The organism is Gracilibacillus sp. YIM 98692 (assembly GCF_010993965.1).
Classification (GTDB): domain Bacteria; phylum Bacillota; class Bacilli; order Bacillales; family Amphibacillaceae; genus Gracilibacillus.
In genome coordinates this window covers 1-7,969 of sequence record NZ_WIXM01000057.1, presented here as the reverse complement: position 1 = coordinate 7,969, position 7,969 = coordinate 1, and the positions used below count along the sequence as shown (strand labels likewise).

General features: G+C 34.7%; 6 protein-coding genes and 1 pseudogene. All 7 read right to left on the bottom strand.

Features of this window, described 5'->3' with window-relative positions; all coding sequences use genetic code 11:
• Positions 1–557: pseudogene (locus GHD00_RS20970) on the bottom strand (hypothetical protein); the annotation flags it as partial.
• 32 nt (positions 558–589) lie between these two features.
• A complete protein-coding gene (locus GHD00_RS20560) occupies positions 590–1,483 on the bottom strand; it encodes an AraC family transcriptional regulator (protein WP_163540058.1) in 894 nt (297 codons plus the stop codon).
• A 16-nt stretch (positions 1,484–1,499) separates the two neighbouring features.
• Positions 1,500–2,333: a carbohydrate ABC transporter permease gene (locus GHD00_RS20555; protein ID WP_205600806.1), complete on the bottom strand. Its 834-nt coding sequence runs from the start codon at positions 2,331–2,333 to the stop codon at positions 1,500–1,502.
• Positions 2,334–2,348: 15 nt separating this feature from the next.
• Positions 2,349–3,233 (bottom strand): carbohydrate ABC transporter permease, encoded by an 885-nt coding sequence (locus tag GHD00_RS20550; RefSeq protein WP_163540057.1) that lies wholly within the window; start codon positions 3,231–3,233, stop codon positions 2,349–2,351.
• 71 nt (positions 3,234–3,304) lie between these two features.
• Positions 3,305–4,609, bottom strand: a complete 1,305-nt coding sequence (locus GHD00_RS20545) for an ABC transporter substrate-binding protein (protein WP_163540056.1) — start codon at positions 4,607–4,609, stop codon at positions 3,305–3,307.
• A gap of 189 nt (positions 4,610–4,798) precedes the next feature.
• The gene (locus tag GHD00_RS20540; RefSeq protein WP_163540055.1) at positions 4,799–5,563 is read right to left on the bottom strand and encodes a response regulator transcription factor; all 765 of its coding nucleotides are present in this window, start codon (positions 5,561–5,563) and stop codon (positions 4,799–4,801) included.
• Entirely contained in the window at positions 5,541–7,307 is a 1,767-nt protein-coding gene (locus tag GHD00_RS20535) for a sensor histidine kinase (RefSeq protein WP_163540054.1), read from the bottom strand. The genes GHD00_RS20540 and GHD00_RS20535 overlap by 23 nt, the downstream gene beginning before the upstream one ends.
• Positions 7,308–7,969 lie beyond the last annotated feature (662 nt).

Below are 7,969 nucleotides of genomic sequence, written 5' to 3'. Positions count from 1 at the left end.
TTTTCTTCATTTTTCCCTAACTCTTCCGCTAATTGAATCGCTCTACGCAACGTATATATTAAGATGGTCTGTGATGGTGCCTGCTTGTTCAAATCAGGTTGCCAATCAATGAACGACCACCAACTTTCGTCATCTTCCACGATATTTCGATTATCTACAACTTCTTCCTGCAACCATGAACTGCTAATCCAACCATCATAATTAGAAAATGGTTCTGCTATCTCTACAGGCGTTTCTCCAAGAGTTAACCGCATATGAAGTGGAGCATCTGGCGGACTGCCAATTGGAACCACATTTAACGTAAGGTACCCTACTTGATGATCTGCAAAGTCAAGGATTAATGAATCACCTTTACCTAACACTTCGTTTGGCAGCTCGCTAGCTGACTTTAACACCTCAGTTTCCCAGCCGTGTATTTTTTCTGGATTTCTTGAAATGCCTATAATACTTTTAGGAGCCTTTGTTCCGGTATACAGTTTCGGCTTCAGCGAATTAGCTATATCTTCAAATCTTGTATTTCGTTTCACTTGGTGGGAGGGGTTGGCTTGAATATTCATACACGCACTCCTTCTCTAGTATTTTTAAAACATTACACAGACAACAATAATCTTTTTCGATAAGCTGAAGGTGTTAAGCCAAGCTTTTTATAAAATAAAGATCGAAAAAAGTCCGTATTTTTATATCCGACACGATCACAGATCTCCGTAACTGTTAAGCTAGTATTTACTAATAATTCACAACTTTTTTCAATTCGAATGGTCTGAAGGTATTGAGTAAAAGATTGGTTCATTTGCTTTTTAAAGATTCGTGAGAAATGACGCTCACTGACATGTGCTAATTGTGCTATATTGGAAATAGTAAGTGGTTCGTTATAATGTTCACCAATATAAGAAACAATTTCTTCCATATCTATTTGATAGAATTTATAATTTACATCATTGCTTGGTATATAGGAATCTAACCGTGCCAAGTGAATGAATAATTCTTTTAATTTGATATCTAACATAACATTCGTCCCAATACTTTGATTCTGCTTTTCCCAAAACATAGAGCGAACAATAGATAAACAGTTCATTTGATGATCTTTTACATGTAAATAATGATCAGATTGCCGCCAAATGTTCTCAAATAGCCAATGAGTGAAATCGACATCATTCAACTGTTTTGTTTCCTGTAATAGCTTTTTTAATCGATCAACGGTTAATAACACATTAAAAATAACTAATGGCTGACCATCTCTAATAGAAGACGGGCGCAAAACGTGTTCTACTCCTAAAGGTACCATAAAGATGTCGCCTTTTTGCACTTTTATTTTATCTCCATTGAGATGGTGAAATCCCGTCCCTTCTTCAATAAAGATAATTTCAATAAAATCATGCCGATGGATGGGGGCATCAAACCCTTCCCAACTCCTCATTACTTGAACACTTTCATCATTTGGCAAATGTCGATTTTTGGTGAACACGTAATTAGCTTTTTGCAAGAATGTACACCCCACTTTATCCTTTTACTGCTCCACTTGTCATACCTTTCATAACCAATTTGTTTAAAACTAAATATAAAATAAGCGTAGGAATGATCGCTAATGATATAGAAGCAAAAGTTGGTCCCCATTCTCTTTGTCCATACTGACCCGTAAAGTTAATTAAACCAGTTTGAATAGTTCGAAGGTCAGAGTCACTAATAAAGGTCATGGCAAATATTAAATCATTCCAAATAAAGAAGAATTGTACCAATGCTACTGATACAAAAGCGTTTAGGATCATTGGAATAGATATCTTATAAAATATCTGATAGATACTTGCTCCATCAATGATAGCTGCTTCAATCAGCTCATTAGGTAATGTCTTATAATAACCGGTAAAAAGAAAAATAGTAAGCGGAAGCCCAAAGGCTATATAGACAATCACTAACCCTAGTAAATTATTTAATAGACCCGTATTGTGGTAAATTGTAAATAAAGGTAATAACACAATCTGCATTGGAATCATAATACCTGCTAAGAAAAGAAGTAAAACGGCATTATTTAATTTCCATTTCATTTTTTCAATCGCAAAAGCGGCTGCAGCACCAAAAATGAGTACACAAAATAATGCTGGGAACGTCACTAAAACACTGTTTGTAAAATAAGTTCCCATATTACCTACTGTCCATGCATCAATATAGTTTTGAATGTGCAACCCTTCTGGTAAAGCATACATTGGTTTAGAGAATTCACTAGGATCCTTAAAAGATGATAGAATCAACCAAACGATTGGATACACGGTAATTAATAAAAAGATAAAGATAAATACTTTTCCAATTACACTACTAAAAGCTCTTTGTAAAAACACAATATCCCCCTCCTTCTAGTCCACATCTTTACGTGAAAACTTATAAATAAATAACGTAACAATTAAACAAAGAATTAATAGAAAGACAGCAACAGTACTCCCATAACCATACTCGTTATAAGCAAAAGCACTATGGTACATATAAACAGTTAACATCGATGTACTGGTTCCGGGGCCACCATTAGTAAGAGCCACAACAGATTCAAATACTTTTAACGTACCATTTAAACTAAAAATAATCGCTGATATAAGAATAGGACGAATCATTGGAATAATTACGAATCGGGATAGCTTGATCCCATTAGCCCCATCTAGTCTTGCTGCTTCTAATAGATCTTCTGGAATATCAATTAACCCAGCATATAGTAACACAGCATAAAAACCCATTGATCTCCAAATATCCATAATCACAATAACCCAAAATGCTGAGTCTCCACTGCCAAGCCATGCTTGCACCCACATATCTAAGTTCAATGAGCTTAAGATACTATTAACTAACCCTAATTGTGGTGTAATTTCAAAAAGTTTTGAAAATAATTGCGCAACAGCAACTGCTGGTAACACAATTGGAAAGAATATTAACGTACGAATTAAAACAGAGAAACGCTTTAATACTAATACATAGAAAATGGCTAATACTAAACCTAAAAATACTTGTCCAGTTGTTACAAAGACAGCATATTTAATACTAAGCCAAAAACTGTTTAAAAATTGACGATCAGAAAAAATATCAAGATAGTTATTTAAACCAATAAACGTAAAACCTCTAACTGGTGATCCTTCAAAAAAGGAATAGCCGATAGACCAGACCGTAGGCACCAATACGGCGGCAAAATAGATGACTAATGATGGTAAAATAAAAAGTAAAATTGCTCTTTTATCCCTTAAAACCCTTTGCATTTCTGTCCCTCCTCCATGCTACGTGAACCAATGAAGGTCCGAAAATTCGGACCTCCTATGTTCTCATGTATTTACTCTATCTCTTTCGCTAGTTCTGACATATACACTTCCGGATCAATCGAATCACTAATTAATAGCTGAGCGTTATCTTCTGCAATTTGCTTAGTTCTTGCATCAAAGTTTGCTTCAAACCATAGAGCACCATTTGTTACATTATCGATCTCCTCACTAATCAGTTTCGTTAACGGACTAATATCTTCAGGCATTTCATTAACGTTAAAACCTGTAATTAAGCCGAGATCTTGCATGGCTCTGTCGCCATAATCAGAAAATACTGCTTCAATCCATTCTTTCATTTTGTCATCATATTTATCTTTTGAAAAAGCAACAATTAGACCAGCATTCATATTGTATTCATCTAATGTACCCACTCCACCTTCAACAGTTGGAACATTAAAGAATCCAATGTTATCAACACCAATTTGATTTCGGTCTTCATTATGGAAGTCTGCTATTGCCCACGTTCCCATATAATACATTGCAGCTTGGCCCTGAAGGAACATATCTACCGCTGCATCCGCATCTAGCGTATTCGCACCCTTTCCAAAATAACCATTGTCAGCCATGGATTTCACTTGATTTGCTGCTTCAACGAACCCTTCATCTGTAATATCAAGTTCTCCTCTACTTACTTTTTCCATTGCTTCTACTCCGTAATAACGCATTACATAAGCGTTAATTAAACGAGTAATTGGCCATTTTTCTTTACCTGCTACTGCAAATGGTTGGACACCATTTTCATGTAACGTTTCAGCTGCATTTAACATTTCATCCCATGTCGTTGGAACCTCTATACCATGCTCCTCAAAAATTTGTTTATTAAACCAGAACCCTTCAAGATTCAATTCGGTTGGAACAGCATACAATCCCTTGCCACCGCTCAATCTTTTTAATAAATCTACGGCGCCAGGATTTAAATTCTCGTAAATTCCAATTTCTTTAAAAGCTTTCTCTACATCTAATACTGCATCCGCATCAATCAATTCTTGTAATGGCTTTCCAGATTCAAAATCAAAAGCTTCCGGTAGATCATTACTTGCAGATAGCAGTTGAATTTTTTGTACTAAGTCTGTTTGAGGAACTGTTTCAATATCTAGTTCATAGTCTGTCTTTTCTTCTGTTTGATCAACATATACGGGAACCTCTCCACCGCTAGCATTGTTAGTGGAAAGGTAGTGAATGCTTTCTTCTCCCGTTTCACCGGAAGCAGTTTCATCTCCACCAGTGCTTTCCTCATTTTCTGAATTACTGGAACAACCTACAACTAATAATGATAAAATCATTGCCAACATCAATTGAAACGCTTTCTTTTTCATGTTGTTTCCCCTTTCTTCATTTTTATTATTTACAGTTATTATTGTAAGCGGTTTACAACCAAAAAATAATTGCTTTATTATTTGGATACATGTCTGTTTTTTTTGGATTTTATTTATTTTTTACTTTTTTATCCTCTTTATACAAAATTAGGTTGTGCCCGTTTTAATGGACACAACCTATCAATGTTCTTATTTTTCTTTATATTGACCTGGACTCATGCCAACTTTTTTCTTGAAGACATCGGAAAAGTGTCTATATGTGTAATAACCAACCTTTTCGCTGACTTCAGTCACTTTTTCTCCCTTTCTCAACATGTCTTTCGCTTTTTCCATTCGTACTTCTGTGACATATTTGATATAGGATAGGCCTACCTCTTCTTTAAATAAATGACTAAAATAAGTAGCATTCATATCAACATGCTCTGCCACTTCTTTTAATGTGATGGGCTTATCATAATTATGATAAATAAATTCAACGGCTTGATTAATAGATGGATGGTGACTATTCAACTTTGTAATAGATGTTAAAGAGTCATGATCATCCATTTGTGCCTCCTCTACTTCATGGTATCTTTTCTCTTCTTCAATTTTATTTAATATTTTGGTAATAGATTCTTCCATTTTTTCTATGGTAATCGGCTTTTCTAAATAGTCAATAACACCTAACTTAAGTGCTTTTTTGACATAATCATATTCTTTAAAACCTGTGAACACTACACAAATCGTTTTAGGTGCTATATCCATGACATACTCAATTAGTTCTAATCCATCTAATCCTGGCATACGAATATCTGTCAACATAATATCCGGATGTTTTTCTTTCATCATTTGCAGGGCGGATGTACCATCTGTCGCAGTACCAACAATTTCCATCCCATGTTTTGACCAGTCTATCATTTCTTGTAAACCTTTTGTCACAATAGGTGCATCATCAAATATCACCGTTTTCAGCATTACCATTCCCCCTTCTCTCAAGTGGAAAACGAATCGTGATGGTTGTCCCTTTATTTACTTCACTCTCGACATGAAAAGTACTGCTAGGCCCATAGTATAAGTTCAATCGATCTCGGACATTGTTTACCCCAAACCCTTGTTTTAATTTAGACATATCTTTAATCCCAACGCCGTTATCAGAAACAGAAAAAATAATAAAGTCACCATCTAATTGCCCGGTTATTTTAATTGTCCCTTTTCCTACTTTAGGTTCGATTCCATGATATACGGCATTTTCGATTAATGGCTGTAACAATAACTTTAATATCTCTTTACCTAGCAACCGATCATCAATATCTTCTATGAATTCAAAACGCCCCTCGTACCGTATGTTTTGAATGGTCATATAATGTCGAATATGTTCTAACTCTTTATCGATAGGCATCGTTTCTTTCCCTCTATTTAAAGCAATCTTGAAACTCTCCGATAAGGAAATAGACATTTGTGCTATCTTTTCATTTTTTTCCATGATTGCCATCCAATAAATAGAGTCTAATGTATTATATAAAAAATGAGGATTAATCTGTGATTGTAAAATTCTTAGTTCGGCCTCTCTTTCTTTTACTTGAAACATGGTAATCCTTTTGTTTAATTCATCATTTTCTTTCGACACCATTTTAAATGTGTTTGCAATCGTCCCTATCTCATCATTCCTAAATTGTTCATGAAAATTTCTTTTACCTTTTGCCCACTGCAACATCATCCTTTTAATCTTAGCTAAAGGTAGTGTAATCGATTTTGATAGCCTCACCGATAATATGATAGCAGCAATCGACATGATAAAAACAATAATAATGGTCAGTTTGCTTATTTCATTTGTTTCCTTAAATAGTACCTCTGGAGAAACAGCTGTTGCAAAAGTCCATCCAGTCGCTTTATTTTGAACCCTTGTAATCAAATAACCTGTATTGCTTAATTCTCCAAGGCTTCGCGGTTCCTCGACACTAGTATCTGCATTTCTTGAATCATAAATAGAAACATTCGTAAAACGATTATCTTGCACAATAAAATTATTATCTGAATTCTCTGGTATCATTTTGGTAAATATAGACTTACGTAGATTAACAATTAAAACACCGAGCTTTTCGTGTGAGAAGCCAGTTGGGTCTCGTAATAACTTCACTGATGAAAAGGTATCCGGATTACTTTTTCCTTCTAGTACATTATTGGTGAAAAAGACTTCTTTACCTTGGGCTTCTTCCATCTTTTGATACCAATCTGATTGAGGAATTTCGTAAATACGCCCTTCATATACACCTACATTGTTAGACCTTCCATAGCATACTGCCCTATATCGATTATCTAATAAACACACAGAGCTAATATGATTCTGATCGATAAAATATTCCGACATTATACTTTGAATTTGGATTGCTGAATCATTGTAGGTAATCACTCCGCTTTCTCCCTTATCAGCATCAGCACTCATTCGAAGCTCCCTTTGCAAGGTTGAATTAATCAGAATTAATCGATGCAGCTTAATGACATTATCAAACATTAGATCTGCGACTTCATTTACAGTCTCTAAATGATTTTGATTGGTTTCAACGTGCTTTTCTATCATTGTATTTTTGGCAATTTGATAAGATATAACTCCTAAAATAAATAATGGAATGACAGATAGAGATATTAATACAATTAAAAAACGAGTACGAATTTGCTTATTGTAAAAAAAACTCTTCCATTTTTCTCCTATTTTTTTCAATCGAACCCCTCATTTTCTGTTCCTAAATATAAGTGAATTATTTTTATTATACCTAGAAAAAAATGAGCTGTCCCAAAGTCCAGCTCACTGTACTCACAACTGGAATATACTGTTTTCTCTCAAGAATTTCGTATATTCCAGTTGTTGAATCCATGTACATTCGGAAACTGATCTTATAAGACAGCCCACATGAAAAAATATTCGCTATGCCAACTTGGAACTACATTGATAGGATCCTGATCCTATATTTACGGCAATATCTTCTCCATCATGGCTTTTTTGTAATATATATCTTGCCTTGTCCTGATTTTAACACTACACCTGTATTTGTAAGCATTGTAACTAAGACAAAAACACCACATATTACAGACAATATTTCGTTATAAACTTTAAAATGCAGTATATAGAAACTTCTATTTTACTCTATGCTGCTTGGAATCCATCACTTTTCTCTCAATCCAACTTTATATTGGCTCGGGGTTTTTCCAACATATTTTACACATATTCCCTTATTAAATAAGTAGGTGTACAACTCCACGCATGGCAATAGCTATTGATTAAATGATTGCCATATGGCGAAAACTCCTTGTCCTCCGGATTATATAATTCCCAAAAAGTGTCTGCTCCATCTTTCAGCATGCCACCCCAATACATTTTCATCC